Source organism: Arthrobacter sp. 05L44, from assembly GCF_056397605.1.
The window spans coordinates 511,821-529,893 of the sequence record NZ_JBFTNS010000001.1 but is presented as its reverse complement, the minus strand read 5'-3'; the positions used below and the strand labels follow the sequence as shown (position 1 = coordinate 529,893).

The 18,073-nt window shown below is 65.7% G+C and carries 21 protein-coding genes; 9 read left to right on the top strand and 12 right to left on the bottom strand.

Annotated elements, in window-relative coordinates; all coding sequences use genetic code 11:
* Positions 1-225: 225 nt before the first annotated feature.
* The 8 genes from AC1DHY_RS02405 to AC1DHY_RS02370 all read left to right on the top strand — a co-directional run bounded on the left by AC1DHY_RS02405 (position 226) and on the right by AC1DHY_RS02370 (position 5,751).
* Positions 226-1,290: a P1 family peptidase gene (locus AC1DHY_RS02405; RefSeq protein ID WP_476877941.1), complete on the top strand. Its 1,065-nt coding sequence runs from the start codon at positions 226-228 to the stop codon at positions 1,288-1,290.
* Positions 1,291-1,460: 170 nt separating this feature from the next.
* Complete coding sequence (gene infA, locus AC1DHY_RS02400; RefSeq protein WP_009358723.1) at positions 1,461-1,682, top strand: translation initiation factor IF-1; 222 nt, start codon at positions 1,461-1,463, stop codon at positions 1,680-1,682.
* Between the two features lie 69 nt (positions 1,683-1,751).
* Positions 1,752-1,865, top strand: coding sequence for a 50S ribosomal protein L36 (gene rpmJ, locus AC1DHY_RS02395; RefSeq protein ID WP_009358722.1), 114 nt, complete (start codon positions 1,752-1,754; stop codon positions 1,863-1,865).
* Between the two features lie 185 nt (positions 1,866-2,050).
* Positions 2,051-2,425 (top strand): 30S ribosomal protein S13, encoded by a 375-nt coding sequence (gene rpsM, locus AC1DHY_RS02390; protein WP_476877940.1) that lies wholly within the window; start codon positions 2,051-2,053, stop codon positions 2,423-2,425.
* Positions 2,426-2,525: 100 nt separating this feature from the next.
* Positions 2,526-2,927, top strand: coding sequence for a 30S ribosomal protein S11 (rpsK, locus tag AC1DHY_RS02385; RefSeq protein WP_066436904.1), 402 nt, complete (start codon positions 2,526-2,528; stop codon positions 2,925-2,927).
* A gap of 125 nt (positions 2,928-3,052) precedes the next feature.
* Positions 3,053-4,063: a DNA-directed RNA polymerase subunit alpha gene (locus AC1DHY_RS02380; protein ID WP_476903107.1), complete on the top strand. Its 1,011-nt coding sequence runs from the start codon at positions 3,053-3,055 to the stop codon at positions 4,061-4,063.
* 75 nt (positions 4,064-4,138) lie between these two features.
* Positions 4,139-4,828, top strand: coding sequence for a 50S ribosomal protein L17, sunset domain variant (gene rplQ, locus AC1DHY_RS02375; protein ID WP_476877939.1), 690 nt, complete (start codon positions 4,139-4,141; stop codon positions 4,826-4,828).
* 32 nt (positions 4,829-4,860) lie between these two features.
* On the top strand, positions 4,861-5,751 hold the full coding sequence (locus tag AC1DHY_RS02370; protein WP_476877938.1) for a tRNA pseudouridine synthase A: 891 nt from the start codon (positions 4,861-4,863) through the stop codon (positions 5,749-5,751).
* Between the two features lie 6 nt (positions 5,752-5,757).
* On the opposite strand, the gene AC1DHY_RS02365 is transcribed toward AC1DHY_RS02370, so the two are convergent.
* Positions 5,758-7,383, bottom strand: a complete 1,626-nt coding sequence (locus AC1DHY_RS02365) for a sensor histidine kinase (RefSeq protein WP_476903106.1) — start codon at positions 7,381-7,383, stop codon at positions 5,758-5,760.
* A gap of 253 nt (positions 7,384-7,636) precedes the next feature.
* Here AC1DHY_RS02365 and AC1DHY_RS02360 point away from each other — a divergent pair, with 253 nt between their 5' ends.
* Positions 7,637-8,395 carry a response regulator transcription factor gene (locus tag AC1DHY_RS02360; RefSeq protein WP_476877936.1) on the top strand — a complete coding sequence of 253 codons (759 nt, stop codon included), beginning with the start codon at positions 7,637-7,639 and terminating at the stop codon, positions 8,393-8,395.
* Here the strand turns inward: AC1DHY_RS02360 and AC1DHY_RS02355 are convergent.
* The 11 genes from AC1DHY_RS02355 to AC1DHY_RS02305 form a co-directional block, all read right to left on the bottom strand.
* The gene (locus tag AC1DHY_RS02355) at positions 8,392-8,853 is read right to left on the bottom strand and encodes an Hpt domain-containing protein (RefSeq protein ID WP_476877935.1); all 462 of its coding nucleotides are present in this window, start codon (positions 8,851-8,853) and stop codon (positions 8,392-8,394) included. The two genes, AC1DHY_RS02360 and AC1DHY_RS02355, sit on opposite strands and share 4 nt — an antisense overlap.
* 85 nt (positions 8,854-8,938) lie before the next feature.
* A complete protein-coding gene (locus AC1DHY_RS02350; RefSeq protein WP_476877934.1) occupies positions 8,939-9,820 on the bottom strand; it encodes a type II secretion system F family protein in 882 nt (293 codons plus the stop codon).
* 7 nt (positions 9,821-9,827) lie between these two features.
* Positions 9,828-10,760: a type II secretion system F family protein gene (locus tag AC1DHY_RS02345; RefSeq protein WP_476903105.1), complete on the bottom strand. Its 933-nt coding sequence runs from the start codon at positions 10,758-10,760 to the stop codon at positions 9,828-9,830.
* A gap of 7 nt (positions 10,761-10,767) precedes the next feature.
* Positions 10,768-12,285, bottom strand: a complete 1,518-nt coding sequence (locus AC1DHY_RS02340; protein ID WP_476877932.1) for a CpaF family protein — start codon at positions 12,283-12,285, stop codon at positions 10,768-10,770.
* A complete protein-coding gene (locus AC1DHY_RS02335) occupies positions 12,282-13,478 on the bottom strand; it encodes a CpaE/TadZ family protein (RefSeq protein WP_476903104.1) in 1,197 nt (398 codons plus the stop codon). Before AC1DHY_RS02335 ends, AC1DHY_RS02340 begins: the two co-directional genes overlap by 4 nt.
* A complete protein-coding gene (gene cpaB / locus AC1DHY_RS02330) occupies positions 13,475-14,251 on the bottom strand; it encodes a Flp pilus assembly protein CpaB (RefSeq protein WP_476903103.1) in 777 nt (258 codons plus the stop codon). Before cpaB ends, AC1DHY_RS02335 begins: the two co-directional genes overlap by 4 nt.
* A 2-nt stretch (positions 14,252-14,253) precedes the next feature.
* Positions 14,254-15,231, bottom strand: coding sequence for a pilus assembly protein TadG-related protein (locus tag AC1DHY_RS02325; protein WP_476877929.1), 978 nt, complete (start codon positions 15,229-15,231; stop codon positions 14,254-14,256).
* On the bottom strand, positions 15,219-15,635 hold the full coding sequence (locus AC1DHY_RS02320; RefSeq protein ID WP_476877928.1) for a TadE/TadG family type IV pilus assembly protein: 417 nt from the start codon (positions 15,633-15,635) through the stop codon (positions 15,219-15,221). The genes AC1DHY_RS02325 and AC1DHY_RS02320 overlap by 13 nt, the downstream gene beginning before the upstream one ends.
* A 104-nt stretch (positions 15,636-15,739) precedes the next feature.
* Complete coding sequence (locus tag AC1DHY_RS02315) at positions 15,740-15,970, bottom strand: Flp family type IVb pilin (RefSeq protein WP_476877927.1); 231 nt, start codon at positions 15,968-15,970, stop codon at positions 15,740-15,742.
* 254 nt (positions 15,971-16,224) lie between these two features.
* Positions 16,225-17,106 (bottom strand): type II secretion system F family protein, encoded by an 882-nt coding sequence (locus tag AC1DHY_RS02310; RefSeq protein ID WP_476877926.1) that lies wholly within the window; start codon positions 17,104-17,106, stop codon positions 16,225-16,227.
* Positions 17,107-17,123: 17 nt separating this feature from the next.
* The gene (locus tag AC1DHY_RS02305) at positions 17,124-18,071 is read right to left on the bottom strand and encodes a type II secretion system F family protein (protein ID WP_476877925.1); all 948 of its coding nucleotides are present in this window, start codon (positions 18,069-18,071) and stop codon (positions 17,124-17,126) included.
* Positions 18,072-18,073 lie beyond the last annotated feature (2 nt).

The window sequence follows — 18,073 nt, the reverse complement described above, 5'->3', positions numbered from 1 at the left end:
CTAACGGATCCGGGCCTGCCGGTGGCAGGCGGTTGGGCGGGGGACCATGAATACTTCACCACACGGTGAATGGGTGGAACCCCGCACAAGGCCTTGTCAGAGCTTTGTTATGTCAGGCTTCCTTGCCCGTTTACCTGTTGTTGGTTGCAGTATTCCATAACGTTCGCCGGCGTTCCGGGAGAAGGTGGCACCTGTTTTCGCCGGCCAGCGGGACACAATGGAGCCATGACAGCTATTACGGACGTGCCCGGTGTCCGGGTGGGCCATGCCTCGAGGATCGGCGACGGATGGTTGAGCGGCGTGACGGTGGTGCTGCCCCCGCCCGGAACCGTCGGATCGGTGGACGTGCGCGGCGGCGGCCCGGGAACACATGAGACGGATGCCCTCGACCCGACCACCCTGACCAGCGCCGTCGACGCCGTGGTCCTGACCGGCGGGAGTGCCTACGGGCTGTCCGCCTCCCACGGTGTCCAGCGCTGGTGCGAGGAACAGGCGCGCGGGTTTGCCGTCCCCGGAGGCGTGGTGCCGATCGTCCCGGCCGCGGCGATCTTCGATCTGGGGCGCGGCGGCGACTTCGCTGCCCGACCCGACGCCGACATGGGGTACGCGGCCGCCGTCGACGCCGGGGCCCGCAAGGACGGGCACGACGTCGAACGCGGCAACGCCGGGGCGGGCACCGGCGCCCTGATAGGCAGGGGACAGTACAAGGGAGGAATAGGCACAGCCTCGATCACCTTGAACAACATCTCGCCCGACGGCCCGGTCGTCGTCGGCGCAATAGTGGTGGTGAATGCGCTGGGACTGCCGTTCAGCTCATCGCCGCAACGGGTCGAACCCGAGGGTGACACGGAACCGGAGCTGGCGGCACATCCGGAACCCGGAAGCGTGCGTCTAAGCGAGGAACGAGCGAGCACGCGGAGGGTTTCGGATGCGCCGCCGGCCGGGCATGGCCCGCCGCCGGCGCTGAACACCACGCTCGTCGTCGTCGCGACCAACGCCGTCCTGGACAAAGCCGAGTGCAAGCGCACCGCATCGGCAGCCCACGCCGGCCTCGCCCGGGCCCTCAATCCAAGCCACACTCTGGCCGACGGCGATACCGTGTTTGCGCTGGCGACCGGGGCCGTACCACTGGACCGCAGTACCGAGGCCACCCGGCAGGCGAGCCTGATTACCCTGCAGAGCGCGGCCGCCGACGTCGTACGGCTGGCCATCCTGGACGGGGTGGCCGCGGCGGCCGGGGTGGAGACCCCGGCGGGGCGGTTTCGTGCATACGGCGGCGGAGTGCGCTAGCATGGCTGGATTTAACATTCGGCCCGCAATGCCGTAGTGTTGACTGTTGGTTGTCTGCCCTGTTGTGCCCTTTTGTGGCCCGGCGGCTGCAGCCAAGCAATCAAAAAAACGTCCGCAGTGATCGTCGGTGCAAGCCGGAGGGGCTGCGGCAACAACAGTTAGCGGAGGGTATGGCCAAGAAGGACGGGGTCATTGAGATCGAGGGCGTTGTGACTGAGGCGCTGCCTAACGCGATGTTTCGCGTTGAGCTCACCAACAAGCACATCGTTCTGGCACACATCTCTGGAAAGATGCGCCAGCACTACATCAGGATTCTCCCTGAGGACCGGGTAGTGGTGGAGCTGAGCCCTTACGACCTGACACGTGGTCGTATCGTCTACCGCTACAAATAAACACTGGGCGGCCGAGGCAACAGCCAAGGGCCGTTCCAGCTGACCAACTGCAACACGCAAAGGAACGCCATGAAGGTCAAGCCGAGCGTCAAGCAGATCTGCGAAAAGTGCAAAGTGATCCGCCGTAATGGCCGGGTCATGGTGATCTGCGAGAACCCGCGCCACAAGCAGCGCCAGGGCTAATTTCCCTCACCGGAAATCCCTGGGTTGCTAACCCACGCAAGTAAATAAAAAGGCAGCACAAGCTGATCTGGGACATTGAGCACTAACGAGTCCGGACAGCTAACCCCCGGTCGGAGGCTGGGGCCGTACGGATTCTACGGGTGTACTGCCTACGACCTCCGGTTTATTCAAGGAGCACTGCCACTATGGCTCGTCTCGCTGGCGTAGACATTCCCCGCGAAAAGCGGCTGGAAATTGCGCTTACTTACATCTACGGCGTGGGCAAGACCCGTGCACACGAAACCCTGGCTGCCACCGGCATCAGCGCTGACGTTCGGGTCAAGGACCTGACCGACGCCGAGCTGGTCCAGCTGCGTGACTACATTGAAGGCAACTACAAGGTTGAGGGTGACCTTCGCCGCGAGGTAGCCGCTGACATCCGCCGCAAGGTCGAGATCGGCAGCTACGAAGGCCTGCGTCACCGCAAGGGCCTGCCCGTACGCGGTCAGCGTACGAAGACCAACGCCCGTACCCGCAAGGGCCCGAAGCGTACCGTCGCCGGCAAGAAGAAGACCCGTTAATCCCCACTTGCTCCCTAAAATCGCTGGCGCGATTTCAAGGAACCCGGCAAGTGTGGGCCCCTTAAACGGACTTCCCCAATAACTTTCTGTAGGAGAAAAAATGCCCCCGAAGACTCGTGGCGCGGTTCGCAAGCCGCGTAAGAAGGACAAGAAGAATATCGCGCTGGGCCAGGCGCACATCAAGAGCACCTTTAACAACACCATCGTTTCCATCACGGATCCGAGCGGTGCCGTCATCTCCTGGGCCTCGTCCGGTGAAGTTGGCTTCAAGGGCTCCCGCAAGTCCACTCCGTTCGCCGCCCAGATGGCCGCCGAAGCCGCCGCAAAGCGTGCGCAGGAGCACGGCATGCGCAAGGTCGACGTATTCGTCAAGGGTCCGGGCTCCGGACGCGAGACGGCCATCCGTTCGCTGCAGGCCGCTGGCCTCGAGGTTGGATCCATCCAGGATGTAACCCCCAGCGCGCACAACGGCTGCCGCCCCCCGAAGCGCCGCCGCGTCTAAGACCTAACCGGAGCTTGCCCGGACCTTGCCGGTCCGGGCAAGCCCAGCCGCGTTAAGTCTCCAGACCGATCTTTCCACCACCTGTGTTGCGTCATATAGCGGATGCTCGCCGAAAGGAAACCTAAGTGCTCATTGCACAGCGCCCCACCCTCTCCGAAGAGGTCGTCTCCGATAACCGTTCCCGTTTCATCATTGAACCGCTGGAACCGGGCTTCGGTTACACCCTCGGAAACTCCCTCCGCCGTACCCTGCTCTCCTCCATCCCCGGTGCCTCTGTCACGAGCATCCGGATCGATGGCGTGCTGCACGAGTTCACCACGGTTCCGGGTGTCAAGGAAGATGTCACCGAGATCATCCTGAACATCAAGAACCTGTCGGTCTCCTCCGAGCACGACGAGCCGGTTGTTGCCTACCTGCGCAAGCAGGGCCCGGGAGTCGTCACCGCCGCGGACATCGCTCCGCCGGCCGGCGTCGAATTCCACAACCCGGATCTGCACATCGCCACGCTGAACTCGAAGGGCAAGTTCGAACTCGAACTGACCATCGAACGCGGCCGTGGCTACGTTTCGGCAGCTCAGAACAAGTCCGGCGACTCCGAGATCGGCCGCATCCCGGTCGACTCGATCTACTCGCCGGTGCTGAAGGTTACTTTCCGCGTGGAAGCCACCCGTGTTGAGCAGCGCACCGACTTCGACAAGCTCATTGTCGACGTCGAGACCAAGCAGGCCATCGCCCCGCGCGATGCGGTTGYTTCGGCCGGTACCACCCTGGTGGAACTGTTCGGTCTGGCCCGCGAGCTGAACACGGCAGCTGAAGGTATCGAGATTGGCCCGTCGCCGACGGACGCTGCCCTGGCAGCTGACATGGCACTGCCGATCGAGGATCTGGACCTCACCGTCCGTTCCTACAACTGCCTCAAGCGTGAGGGCATCCACACCGTGGGTGAACTCGTTGCCCGCTCCGAGGCTGACCTGATGGACATCCGCAACTTCGGTGCGAAGTCCATCGATGAGGTCAAGGCGAAGCTCGTTGAACTGGGTCTGTCCCTCAAGGATTCCCCTCCCGGTTTTGACCTCGCAGCCCGCGCCGCAGCCATCGAAGAGGACGACGCCGCTTTCAGCGACGACGAGCTCTAAAACAGATCTTGGCCAGCAGGCTGGACGCACCGCAGCGTGCACAGCCCGCCGGCTTCCATATGAGGAGAAATAGTTATGCCTACCCCCACTAAGGGTCCGCGCCTCGGAGGCGGCCCGGCTCACGAGCGTCTGATGCTCGCGAACCTGGCAGCCGCACTGTTCGAGCACAAGCGGATCACCACCACGGTGACCAAGGCCAAGCGACTGAAGCCGTACGCCGAGCGCCTGGTGACTTTCGCCAAGCGTGGCGACCTGGCTTCCCGCCGTCGTGTGCTCGGCCTGATCAGCAACAAGGGCGTCGTCCACGAGCTGTTCACCGACATTGCACAGGCAGTGGAGAACCGCGATGGCGGCTACACCCGCATCACCAAGATCGGCAACCGCAAGGGCGACAACGCTCCCATGGCTGTCATCGAACTGGTTCTCGAGCCGGTTTCCGCCAAGCAGGCCGTCGTAGCCGAGGCTACCCAGGCTGCAACCAAGGCTGCTCCGGCCGCCGAGGAAGCTCCCGCTGAGACTGAAGTTGCCGAGACCGAAGCTGCCGAAGCCAAGTACGCGGGCTCCAAGCCTGCTACCGCTGACGGCGCTGCCCCCGAGGGCTTCGAGGTCAAGGGCAACGAGGACTCGATGAAGTTCCACGTTCCGGGTTCGCGCTGGTACGACGCCACGACCGCTGAAGTTTGGTTCGACTCCGCTGAGTCGGCCCAGGCTGCAGGCTTCGCGCCGGCCGGCGGCGAGGCTGCACAGGCTGTCGAAGCTGAGTAGTCTGGCTCCCGCGCCACAGTAGACTTAGGTCTATGAACGAGCTCAAACCCGCTGCCCCCGTATTGGGGGGCGGCGGGTTTTTGCGTATCCGGCTGGACTTGTCCTACGACGGCGGCCCCTTCAGCGGGTGGGCGCTGCAGCCCGGGCGCCTCACGGTGCAAGGCGTCCTGGAGGAGGCGCTGGCCCTCCTGATCCGCCGCCCGGTCCGGGTCACCGTAGCCGGCCGGACCGACGCCGGCGTGCACGCTAGGGGGCAGGTGGTGCACCTGGACCTGGCCGAGACCGAGTGGCGCAGCCTGAGCCGCGGCGCGGAACTGGACCCCGCCGTCGCGCTCCTCCGGCGGCTGAGGGGTGCTCTCAGCCGGGGCCTGGGCGATCTCAGCGGGTCGATCGAGGTGCACCGGGCGGCGGTGGCTCCTGAAGGCTTCGACGCACGCTTCTCGGCCCTGTGGCGGCGCTACAGCTATCGGATCGCCGACGGGCCCGCATTGTGGGACCCGCTGGGCCGGCATGCGACGTTGTGGCACAAGGAGCAGCTGGATACCGGCCTCCTCAACGACGGCGCCTCCCGGTTGCTGGGGCTGCAGGACTTCCGGTCGTACTGCAAGCCGCGGGAGGGTTCCACCACCATCCGGGAACTGCAGCGGTTTGAGTTTGCGAGGGGCACCGACGGGGTCATAGTGGTCACGGTGCAGGCGGACGCGTTCTGCCACAACATGGTCCGGTCACTGGTGGGCTCGGCTCTGGTGGTTGGGGCCGGGGCGGAACGGCCGGAATGGCTGTACGAGCGGCTCATTGCCCGGCAGCGTGATGCCCGGTCAGTGCTGGCCGCCCCGCACCCGCTGGTCCTTGAAGAAGTGGCGTACCCGTCGGCCAGCGGATTGCTGGCACGGGCCGAGCTGACGCGCGCCCGCCGCAGCTAGGGACCGCTAGAACGGACGGGGTGTGCCCTCGGCCGGCAGTTCCATGGTGAAGGTGCTCCCGTGCCCGGGGAGCGTGCTGCACGTAATGGACCCGCCGTGGCCCTCCACGATGGCCTTGGTGATGGACAGGCCGAGCCCGGCCCCGGGGATCGCGCCCTCCCGCACCGCCGGGCTCCGGAAGAATCGGGTAAAGACCTTCTCTGCGTCGGCCGCCGTCATGCCGATCCCGCTGTCCTCGACCGCAAGGAGCACCCGTCCGTCTTCCGCCCGGGCAGAGACTGTCACCTCTCCACCGTCGGGCGAATACTTGATCGCGTTGGAGACGAGGTTGTCCAGCGCCTGGCTGATCCGCAGCGGGTCCACGTTCGCCCACAACGGCGCGGGCACGTCCATGGCCAGCGTTACCCGGGACGCGTGCGCATGCGCCTGCGCGGAGCCGAGGCTGGCCTCCACCAGGCCGGCGAGGTCGGTCCTGCGGGGATGGATGTGGACCGCCGAGCTGGCGGACATCAGGAGGTCCGAGACGAGCGACAGCAGCCGTTCGGCATTGCGCTGCGCCACTTCGATCCGGCGGAGGACCGGCGGCGGCAGTTCGTCTCCCAGGACCAGGTCCAGATTGCCGATGATCGAGGTTAAGGGTGTCCGGAACTCGTGCGAGACGGTGGCGACGACGTCCTCCTTCGCGGCGAGGGCGTTGACCAGGCCCGTGACCTCGTTGTACACGACGACGGCGCCGCGGAAGTCGCCGTCGTCGTTCTGCAGCGGCCGGGCACCCGTGGACACCACCCGGCTCCCGGGGGCTTCCCCGAAGCAGACCAGGTGGTCCGCGAAGGATTCGCCGTCAAGGGCCCTGCGGAGCGGGCGCCGGTGCGGCGGCAGGGGCGTGGACTGGTCCGGTCCGGCCAGCAGGAGCCGGTCGTCCCAATCGGGATCTGCGGGGTCGGCCGGTCCGGGCGGTCCGGGGTGGCCGCCGGGCACCGCGGAGGCCTCCAGCCGGGCCTGCCAGCTGTTGGTCAGCAACCGCCGGCCGTCGGCACCGACGGCCACAATGCCGACGTCGACCGTATCCAGGATGGTGTTCAGCAGCCCTTCGCGTTCGCGGCTTTGAGTGAGCAGGGCCTGGAGCTCGGCCTCCTTGGCCAACACCTTGCGCTGCTGGCGCCGCAGTTGGGCCTTGGCGTATTGCATGGCCAGCCCAACGGACAGGGTCATCAGTGCCAGGAGCACCACTGTGGCAATCCGGCCCGCACGGTCCTCGGCTGCCGCGGCGAAGAGCCAGGGCAGGCCGGCTGCCAGTGGGCCGAGGAAACTGAGGGGCAATGCGACGGCGGGGGAGAGCCGTGAGGCGGAGATCCAGACGATGGGCAGGACCGACAGGACACCCAGGCCCGGGAGTTCATCGGCAGCCGCTGCCCGGCTGAAGCCTATGGCGGCCAGGTCCACCACGGGAATGGCCAGCGGAGCGAGGGCCGGAAGCCGATGCCACGGGACCGTGATGCAGGCCAGTGCTACGACGGCATGGATGGCCAGTGCCGCCTGGCCCCAGCCGGTGGCCAGGTGCAGCGCCCACGCGGCGGGTGCAGCAGCCAAGCCGGCGGCCAGGAGCGCCGTGAGCGGCAGCTGGCTGGCCACGACCCGCGATCGGGGTTTCAGATCCCCGAAGGGACGGGACAGGTTTGGGCCACGAAACAACCGTTGGTTATCCAATGACAGGCGCCCCTTCCTCGCATCTGGAGTTTACATGGCTGTCATAGCTGCTTGACACTAGTCGGATTTTTGTTGCCCTATTTCTGCGCCGCGGACTGGAATCCCTGCCGCCGATCGGTATGGTGGCAATAAGTGCGCAAACCGTGTCCCTTGGGACAGCATCGATTGTGAGGGTGGCATGACTGACCTTGGGGTGGCCGTCGTTGTTGAGGACGATGCGGACGTTCGCAACCTGGTGGAAGCGGTGCTCCGGCAGGCCGGCTTTGAGGTGCATTCGGCCGGCGAGGGCCGAGAGGGAGTCGACGTCGTCCGGCGCCGGGAAGCCAGCGTCGTCACGCTGGACGTGGGCCTGCCGGACATCGACGGCTTTGAGGTGCTGCGGCGGATCCGGCAATTCAGCGACGCCTATATCGTCATGCTGACCGCCCGCACTGATGAGCTGGATACCCTGACGGCCCTGCACACCGGGGCCGACGACTTTTTGACCAAGCCTTTCCGTCCCCGCGAACTCCGCGCCCGGGTGGCGGCGATGATGCGCCGCCCGCGGACCAACACCCAGGGCGCCCTGACCGGGGCGCAGGCCGGCACCCCTGCTGCTGTGATCGACACGGTCCTCCGGCACAACGGTGTTGCCCTGAATCCGGACACCCGCTCGGTGGCCGTCGACGGTGAGCCGCTGGCCCTGACCCGCAGCGAGTTCGACCTCCTGCACGCACTCCTCCGCGGCGCCGGAGCCGTGAAGTCCAAGGCGGAGCTGGTGCGGGTGGTGCGGGGCGAGTATTACCGGACCGATGCGTACATCAGCGAATCCGACGAGCGTGCCGTTGAGGTGCACATCGGCAACCTGCGGCGCAAACTGGGGGAGGACCCGGTACATCCGCGCTGGCTCCAGACGGTGCGCGGCGTCGGCTACCGGCTGGCGCCACTTCGCGCCTAGCGTTCCTGGTGGATGTAGCTGTACTGCAGTTCGTCCACGGTTTCGCTGCCGCGCGCGGCAACGTCGCCCAGGAGGGACTCGGCGTACTGAAGGTTTCCGGCCCGGATGGCCGCTTCAAGCCGGCCGGCGAGTTCGGCCAGCCGGAGGCCGCCGACCATTGACGAGGACGTCTTGAGGCTCAGTACGGCATCAAGCGCGGCCGCCTGGTCCCGGCGGTCCAGGGCCCCGGCCAGGGAGTCATACCGCTGGTCCCACATTTCGGCGTAGTCCCGGGCGAAGCCCTGGGCCACGGCGGTGCTGTTCAACTGCTCGCTCAGATCCTGCAGCGCGGCCGGGTCCACCAGCGGCGCGACGCCGGCTTGGGGGAGCGTCAGCCCTGCGCCGGCGGCGGCGGGGGCGTCGGCGGACAGCGGAGTGCCCACAATTCCGTCGTCGGGGCCAGCAGCTAAAAGGGACATGCCACTACGGTACCCGCTGTCCGGGACCGACGCCGCCGGCGGCCGGGTATCCTGCGGAAACCTTGCGGCTATCCTTGTCCGGTCCTCAGTGGCCACTGAATGTCTGGATAGCGTTGATCACGGCGGGTCCCAAAATTGCGATAAAAAGGACCGGGAAGATGAAGAACAGCAGGGGAAACAGGATGGTCACCGGCAACTTCATGGCCTTCTCCTCGGCCCGCTGGCGGCGCTTGACCCGCATCACCTTGGCCTGGATCCGGAGCACCCGGCTGATGGCGATTCCGCACGTGTCCGCCTGCACGACTGCCTGGACGAAGCTGCGGAGCTCCGGGATGTTTGTCCGGGCCGCGAGGGCCTGGTAGGACTCCCGCCGGCTGCGGCCCACCTGCATGTCCTGCAGGGTGCGGACCAGTTCCTCGGCCAGCGGGCCCTTGCCGTTCTCTCCGGCGCGGGCCATGGCGCCTTCAAACCCCAGTCCGGCCTCGACCGAGATCAGCATCTGGTCCAGGGTGTTCGCCAGTTCGAGCTGCATGATCTTCTGCCGCTCCTGGCCCTTGCTGTAGAGGAGAAGGTCCGGAATGAAGTAGCCAAGGAGCATCACGAACAGGCCCACCAGCTTCAGCAGTGGCGCGGGGGTGCTGGCCAGCCACAGGCCCAGGAGCGCACCGACCAGTCCCAGCAGCGGCTTGGCGGCGAGCACCCGGCCGAGGGGGAGCGAGGCCGGGCGGCCGGCGAGGGACAGCAGCCGGTCCAGCTTCCGGATATAGGCCGGGGGCGTCAGCCGGTAGCCGAGGCGCTCCAGCAGGGCTTTGTGCTGCGGGGCGCTGGTTTCGGCGGGGCCGGCATCCTGGACGAGCATCTGCCGGATGGCGCGCTGGGACTTCCGGTCCACAGACAGCAGCGACCACACCAGGTAGGCCAGCGGAAGGCAGATCAGCAGGAGGGCCAGCAGGACGAGGGGACTCATGCTCGCCTCAGAACTTCAGGTCGATGATCTTGCGCATCCACAGACCACCGATCGTCATCAGGATCACGGAAGCCGCGATCATGCCCCAGCCCAGCGGGTTGGTGAACATCACGTTCATGTACCCGGGGTTGACCAGCATCAGCATGAGCACAATGCCCACCGGCATGGCCATCAGGATGTACGCGGAGAACTTGCCCTCGGCCGCGAGGGACTTGATGTGGCCCTTGATCTCGCTGCGCTCGCGGATGGTTTCGTTCACCTGGTCCAGCACCTCGGCGAGGTTGCCGCCAACCTCGCGGTTGATCTGGATGGCCTGCGCGATCCAGACGAAGTCTTCATTCCGCATCCGGTCCGCTGTGTCGCTGAGGGAGGCCAGCAGGTCGCGGCCCAGGGAGGTTTCGGTGATGACCCGGCGCATCTCCTCGGCGGTGGGGCTCTGGGATTCGCTGCCTGCGGCGTCGATGGCGCGCAGGATGCTGTGCCCGGCCCGCAGGCCGCCGGCCAGCAGCTGCAGGGTGTCGCTGAGCTGGTCATCAAATTTGGCGCGGCGTTTCCCGGTCAGGACCGTGAGGACCAGATGGCCGGCGAGCGGGGCAAGGAGGACCAGCAGGAAGGCAAGCAGGAGACCGCCGACGACGAAGCCGGCCAGGGCCGCCACGAAGGCGCCGACGGCCAGGAGCACGTAAAAATCGCCCTGGCCCATCCTCAGCCCGGCTTGTTCCAGGGCATCCCGGTTGAAGAGCCGGACTTTACGCTGGGCGAAGAAGCCATCGGCCATGCTGACCGCGGACCCTGCGAAGCGGCTCAGCGAGGAATCCTGCGCGGCCGCGACGGGCCGCCTCCGGTCCAGCGGGACGCGTGCGGTTCCCGGCGACAGGATCGCCACGGCCAGCAGCAGGAGGGCAGCGGCCAGCAAGAGTGCGCCGACTGTCAGTGCCATGAAACGCTCACCCTTTCCCGGCCGGAGCGAGCGGCGCCGCGAAGACGCCGGGGGAGACGAAGATTCCGAGGTCCTCGAAGCGGTCGATGAAGCGGGGCCGGATCCCGGTGGCCACCGGCTTGCCGAGGAACCGGCCGTGAACGTCCACTCCGGCGGAGTAGTCGAACACAAAAGCGTCCTGGAGGGTCACGATGTCCCCCTCCATGCCCTGGACCTCGGTCACATGCGTGATGCGGCGGGTGCCGTCCCGCAACCGGGAGATCTGGACGATCAGGTTTACCGCCGAGGCGATCTGCTCGCGGATGGCACGCAGGGGCAGGTCCATTCCGGCCATCAGCACGAGCGTTTCGAGGCGGGCGACGGCGTCGCGCGGCGAGTTGGAGTGCACGGTGGAGAGGGAACCGTCGTGGCCGGTGTTCATCGCCTGGAGCATGTCGAGGGATTCGCCGCCGCGGACCTCGCCCACCACAATCCGGTCCGGCCGCATACGCAGCGAGTTGCGCAGAAGGTCGCGGATGGTGACCTCGCCCTTGCCTTCGGTGTTGGGCGGCCGGCTTTCGAGGCGCACCACGTGTTCCTGCTGGATCTGGAGTTCGACGGCGTCCTCGATGGTGACGATCCGCTCGTCGTGCGGCAGGAAGGAGGAGAGGACATTGAGCAGGGTGGTCTTTCCTGTGCCGGTGCCTCCGGAGACGATGATGTTCAGTTTGGCCCGAACACAGGCGTTCAGCAGCTCCGCCATCTCTGGGGTGAGGGTGCCGAAATCGATCAGGTTGCGCACCGTGAGGGGAACCTTGCTGAACTTTCGGATGGTCAGCGAGGAACCGCCCACGGCCAGGGGCGGGATGACCGCGTTGACGCGTGAACCGTCCTCGAGGCGGGCATCTACCAGCGGCGACGACTCATCGATCCGCCGGCCAACCTTGGAGACGATGCGTTCGATCACTTTCCGGAGGTGGTCTTCGGAGCTGAAGCGTGAATCGGTCAGGGTCAGCTGGCCTTTGCGCTCGACGTAGATCTGGTCCATTCGGTTGACCATGATCTCGGTAACCGCGGGGTCGTCCAGGAGACGCTGAAGCGGGCCGTAGCCCAGCACGTCGTCCGCGACGTCCCGGACCAGCCGGGTACGTTCCTCGCCGGACAGCGGGACCTGTTCGGCGTCGATGATCCGGATCAGTTCGTCGCGCGCGGTGGCTCGGAGCTCGTCTTCTGTGACCGCGGAATCGTTGAAGCGGGTTCCCATCCGTTCGAACAGGGCGGTGGCAGCGCGTTCCTTGAGCGCGGCGAAGGCGTCCACGGGCTGCTGGCCCTTGGTTCGCGCCGGATCGTGATGCTCCGTGGATACCGCAGCTGCCGCCGCGGCCGCCGCGGCCAGGCGCGAGGGCTCGGCCCGTGACGGTTCCCTGCGGATTGAGCCGGCGGCAGGAGTGGGGGACGGGGAGGGGGTGGAGGGTGCCTGCGGCGGCGTTGCCGGCCGGGACTGCGGTCCCGCTTCCGCAGCGGAGAGGCGCTCGGAGAGTTTCACTGGACAACCACCCGTCGGTGCAGCTTCTTCTGCGCGGTGGCCCGCCAGGCGGGATCGAAGCGGGTCACCAGCTGGCGCAGCCCTTTCACCGCGGGGTCCTTCCGCCCGTCCTGCAGCACCGGAATCCCGCGGTTGGTCGAGTACGCCACGGCTTTGGACCGCGGGATGCTCACATCCACCGGCGCACCGATGGTGGCCTCGACGTCCTGGACGCTGAGACCGGACTTGGAGTCGGCCATGTTCAGGACCACGTGGCGGGTTTCCGGCAGCAGGTCCAGGCGCCGCAGGATGCCCAGGCCCGAACGGAGCCCACGGATGCTGGGAACGTCCATGGCGCTGACCCAGACGACGTCGGTGCATTGCTCCATGGCGGCGAGTCCCACTTCGGGCAGGCCCGGGGCGGTGTCGACAACGACGTACTGGAACTGCTGCGCGAGCTGCTCGATCAGCCGGCTGACCTGCTGCGGGGTGATGTCGTCAGCTTCCACCGGGGTCCGGGGAGCGCACAGGGCGTAGATGCTGCTGGGGTGGACCGTGAGGAAGGCCTTGAGGACCAGGGAGTCCTGACTGGCCGACGCCGAGACGGCATCGGTGACGGTGTGTTCCGGATTCAGGTACAAGCCGGAGGCCACATCGCCGAACTGCAGGTCCAGGTCCACGATCACAACCCCCATCGGCGCGACTTGCCCCAGCCCGATGGCGATATTGGTGGCGATGGTGGTCTTTCCGACGCCGCCTTTGGGGGAGAACACACCGATCACGAGGCCCTTGGGCTTGCTGTCCGGCTGCTGGACTGCAGTGCCCCGCGTCCGGCTGGCATAAGACTGGCAGGCGCGTTCCAACAGCACCCGGATCTGGGCCGGGTCCGCTGCGGGGCTGAGGATGTCGCGGATCCCGGCGCGCATGGCGAGCAGCACAAACTCCGGGTCGGCCTCGGCGACCAGAATCACGCTCAGTTCCGGCAGTTGGACATCGAACACCGTGGCGAGCCGCAGCGCGTCCTCGATCGGAACATCGGGGCCGAGGATGAGGACCTCGGGGCGCTCCTGGTTGAGGTTGGCGAAGAGTTCACCGGGATTGGCCGGGTTGACGAACGCGAAGGTCTGGACGCCGCCCGGCAAACCGCCGGCAACGGCCTGGCGGACCCGCGCATCGAAGTCGGTGTTGGGGGTGATCAGAACGAAGCGGCTCACTTGTAGACCTCCGGTCGGGTGACAATTCCGGGACGGCCGCTGTCTGTGGCGTCGAGCGGTTCCCGGCTCAGCCAGATGCTCGCCACTTCCGTGAAATTCGAGGCGTAGACAATCTTCGTGGCATCCACATCGTTGACGGCCACGGTAATGATCAGTGAGCCCACAGGGAGCGTGGTGTCTTCACCCGGAGCCGCGGATCCGCTTGCTGACGGCTGCGGGGTGGGCGTGGCTGACGGTGCACGCTGCACCGCGGTCACGAGGGCTTTATGGACGGTCAACTGGGTGGTCTGCTTGTCGGGCTTTGCCTCCAGGCCGCCGTCCTTCAGATTGATGAAGATGCCAACGTGGTCGCCAGCTGCAAGTCGTCCGCCGACAACCCGCTGGGGTTCCAACTGGAAGGACACTTCCTGGAGTCCCTTGGGGATTTGCACCGACCCGCTGGTTTTCAGGTCCTGGGGCTGAACCAGGCGCTCGGAGACGAGTTGCTCGCCCGGCAGCAGATCGACAGCGGTGACCTTGCCGGCCTGGCCGTCGAGATTCGGGAGTGCCGATTTCGAGACGGCTTTGCCAGGAAGTTCCTGGGCAGTGACGAACGCTGAGAGCGACGAAACGGGGGTGCCGGCCGGGACGGCCTTTTGCACCACCAGAACGCTGACCGGGTCCAGATTCTGGACGGCCCGCGAGTCGGCGCCCTGGGCATAGCTGACGACGAGGACGGCACCGACGATGGCCAGCACCACTGCGGCCACTCCTGCCAATACGCGTGACTTCACTGTTAGGGCACTCCAATGGTGAGACGGACAACGGAGGCCCCGTAGCCGGGGGTACTTCCGAGTTCTAGGGCTTGCGAGAGGGAAACGAATTTCACGAAGTATCCGCGGAGGGACTTGTTGGCCAGCCCGCTCGAATTCCATGTGTCACTCGCAAAGCGGTAGCCGGTGACGTGAAAGGCCGCGAAGCCCTTGATGTAGTACTTGCCGCCTGACCCGTTGCCCGTGGCCACGGCGTAGAGCGGGAGAAGGACGGTCTGGTCGTTCAAAGCGCTGATGTCCGCAGGGGAACAGACGGAAGGTCGGGAGGCGCCGGTGTCGCTACTGAACCAGATGCCTGGATCATTCGCGGCGCCAGCACTGATCACGACGCTGCACGCAGAATCGGCGGCATTCGGGTCGGTAATCCATCCAAAACCCCCGGGGATTCCTGAGCATCCGCCTGCGCTCATATTGAGGACCTGCACGAAGGAGGGGTCTGGGGAGAATTTGCACTCGGCGATGGCTAAAGGGACGATGACGGTGCCCTTGGACGGAGTCCCCCACTGGACATTGGCAGTAGCTGTGACCTCCGAGTTCGAGAAGCCTAGTGCGCGGGCAAAAACGTCCGGTACCGAATTGAGGGTGCCCCCACTGTCCTTGGCGCTCGTGGTGACCGTGGCTTGGCGATTCGTCCTGTCCAAGACGATGGCTTTGACGTTGCTCTGTCCGTCAACGGCGTTGGCGTTGGCAAGCGTCCGGGCGAGAACCAGAGGCGAGGTCAGAGTGTCGGAGCAGTCCGGATCATTCGGATTCTTGGCACATTTTTGGCCCAGCATCAGGGCTACCGAATCGGCCCCGTTCTGCAATTGGCCACGCTCGGCATAGAGTCGAGCGACGTCGATGGAGATGGCCGCGAATCCAAGGAGAACCACCATAAGGAGGGCGACCACAACAGCGATCCCGCCACGTTCCGTGTCGTCCGGAACTGCTATCCGCCGCATTGCATCGTCCCTACGCCCTTCATCGAAAATGGTCCGGCAATGCCCGTCATTGTGGACAGGTTGTAGTTGATGGTCACGGTGACTTGGACGTTGGCGGCGCAGGCGGTTGGCGCGGGAGTCGAGGCCGGCGTCGTCTGATACGAGAAAAAAATCTTGTCGTTGGTCAGGCTCGGCTTCAGAACGCTCGCGGCACTCACCGCAGCGGCTTTGGCGGTCGTCGCGGCTGTTGGCGTTGAGTAGTTGACGGCCATCACCCGTGCGCCCTCACGGGCAGCGTTGGAGAGTGAGATCTGCACGTTGTACGCGCGGCCGAATTCCATGATCCCCAGCAGCAGCATGACCAGGATGGGGGCCAGAAGGGCGAATTCCACGGCGACGGCGCCCCGCTCGCTTGTCTTGGACATGGGGGGACCGCCTTCCTTGCTGACTGTTGGCTGGCGCCTGAACGCAGTCAGGGTTGGGAAAGACCGGAGCCTACCCCAACCCTGACTCGTGGATCGTGGCGGTGCTACGAGCAGGTAGCGCTGCCGGCCGGGGTGCTAGCCGTGTAGGCGTGCGGCGCGCCCGCGATGTCGCACTGGACCTTGGTGAACGTGTCGTGCAAAGTGCCGCCGAGCAGCGTCACGGCGACGATGATGACGACGGCGATGAGGGAGACCATGATGCCGTATTCGACGGCGGTGGCGCCGCGCTGGTCGCGGCGAAGGCGGGAAGCGATGTTGGAGAGGTAGGAACGCATTGGTGACTCCTGAGCGAGTTGGGCGGCTGGCCCTGCACCAGCACTGAAAGGAACTTAGCAACCGCCGACACGCCGTTGATCCGAGTTTGGAACATCCTGTGCCAACACTTCCCAAACTGCCCATTTCCTGCCCATTCCCTGCACTTATCCTGCGCTGGGGACCACGGAAGCCCAGCCACAAGGAAGGACCCCCCTCAGCTCTGGGTTCTAAGGGGGGTCCGGTCTGTGGGCGGCCGGTTCGCGGCCGCTGGGGCTTACCTCTTGGCGAAAACATCCATGATGCTCATGATTGTGGGTCCCAACACCACGATGAACAGGGCGGGCAGGATCGAAAAAATGAGCGGGAAGAGCATCTTCACGGGCATCTTCAGGGCGTGTTCCTCCGCCCGCTGGCGCCTCTTGACCCGCATGTCCTTCGCCTGTGAGTGCAGCACCTGGGCGATGGCGATGCCATAAGCATCGGCCTGGACTACGGCGCGGACGAAGGACCGGAGGTCCGGCACGTCCACGCGCTGGGCCATCGCAAGGTAAGCGTCCTTCCGGGAGCGGCCAACCTGGATGTCCTGGAGCGTCCGAATCAACTCATCAGCGAGCGGTCCCTTGCCGTTTTGGCCGGCCCTGGCCATGGCCGTTTCAAAACCAAGGCCGGCCTGCACCGAGATGAGCATCTGGTCCAGGGCGTCCGGCAGTTCCAGCTTGATGGCTTCGCGCCGCTTTTGGGCGTGGTTCCGGACCAGTATGTCAGGCACAAAGTACGCAAGCGCCGTGATCCCCGCCAGGAGGACGAAGCTGATGGCCGTGGGACTTCCAGCGACCAGCAAGATACCCGCGACAGCCCCGGCTAGGGCAAGTAGCGGCTTGATCATGATGAGGCGGCCAAGTGGCCATTCTTTAGGTCGGCCGGCTCCGGCGAGTTGTTTGTCCAGCCAGGCCGTGTACCCCTTCGGAGTGATCCGTCGGCTGAACGCCGCGAACTCTCCAGTGGCGGACAGCATTGATCCGGAGGCCTGCGGTCCCCGGCCAAGATTGGACTGGATGTTGCGCAGCCCGGCCCTGTCTCCGGTGAAGGCCAGCCACGTCATTATCGAGATCGGGGCGACGACGGCCAGGATGGCTGCGTAGGCAACAGTTTGCATTGTTCTCCCCCTTCGTCTCAGAACTTGGGTTTGATAAGCCGGCTCAGCCAAAAGCCGCCGACGACGAGCAGGACCACGGCCGCGAGGATCATGAGAAAGCCGGGAAACGTGGTGAGGAAGACTCTCGAATACATCGGATTGAAAAGCGTCAACCCGACGAACATGACCACCGGAAGCGCGATCAGGACCATGGCGGAGATCCGGCCTTCTGCGCTGAGCGCCTTGACCTGGCCCCGGAGCTGGTTGCGGTCACGAATGGTTTCGCCCACGTTGTCCAGGACCTGGGCGAGGTCCCCGCCCACTTCCCGGTGGATCTCGATCGCGCGGGTAATCGAGGCGAAGTCGTCATTGGCAGTGCGCCTGGCCACCTCCCCGAGTGATTCGCCCAGGTCCCGGCCGATCCGGGTCTCATTCACCACACGGTTGAGTTCCTCCTTCATGGGGGCCTCGTTCTCCTCAGCGGCTGCATCCACCGAGCGCAGCAGGCTGTGTCCGGCGCGCAAGCCGCCAGCGAGCATTTGCAGCGAATCGGGGACCTGTTCGTCGAACTTCTTGCGCCGCCGGGAGACCAGGACGTTGAGAAACAGGATGAGGCCAACCGGCGCCAGGACCAGCATCAGTGCTGCGAAAAGCGGGCCTGACAGTAGGAACCCCAACACCACCGAAACGAAAGTGACCGCACCCGCCATCACCAGATAGTCGCCAGGCTGCTTCTTGAGTCCGGCGCTGTCGAGCTTCTCCCGGCTGAGCAGTCCCGAGCCGCGGCTGGGCAGTCCATGATTCAGCGAGTGCACGGCCTGGTCCGTCAGTTTGGTCAGCCCGGAGGCATGGATAGCTGTCCCGTCCGGGCGGCGCCTGCTCAGCGGCACGGACCGGGACTTGAAGGCCACGGAGACCAGGACGGCCAGGGCGCCGTAGATGAGAAGGAGCCCGGCTACAAAGATGAGAGGGGATTGGTCCGGCATTG